Source organism: Mesorhizobium delmotii (assembly GCF_900149755.1).
GTDB lineage: Bacteria > Pseudomonadota > Alphaproteobacteria > Rhizobiales > Rhizobiaceae > Mesorhizobium > Mesorhizobium delmotii.
Map to the genome: position 1 here is coordinate 1 of NZ_FUIG01000005.1, position 224 is coordinate 224.

At 63.8% G+C, this 224-nt stretch carries 1 protein-coding gene; it reads right to left on the bottom strand.

Annotation, left to right across the window (positions count from 1 at the left end; translation table 11 throughout):
* Positions 1 to 224: alcohol dehydrogenase catalytic domain-containing protein (locus tag BQ8482_RS01350; RefSeq protein WP_165848389.1), on the bottom strand; the 224-nt coding region annotated here is incomplete at both ends.

Genomic DNA, 224 nt, shown 5'->3' on the forward strand with positions numbered 1-224 from the left:
TCGCCGACGAGATCAAAGGACAATGCGGTGTGAACCGCATTGCCTAAGGGATCGAAGATTGCTGCGATCTCGTCGGGCACGTCATCAGGGATCGGCACGACGTTGTGCTGCGGGATCGCCAGATATTCACCGAAGGCGCCCGGCCGGTTGACGCCGACGCCGAGCGTGTTGCGGCACAGATGCCCCCTGCCCGCCCGGCAGTTGCGGCAATGGCCGCAGACGAT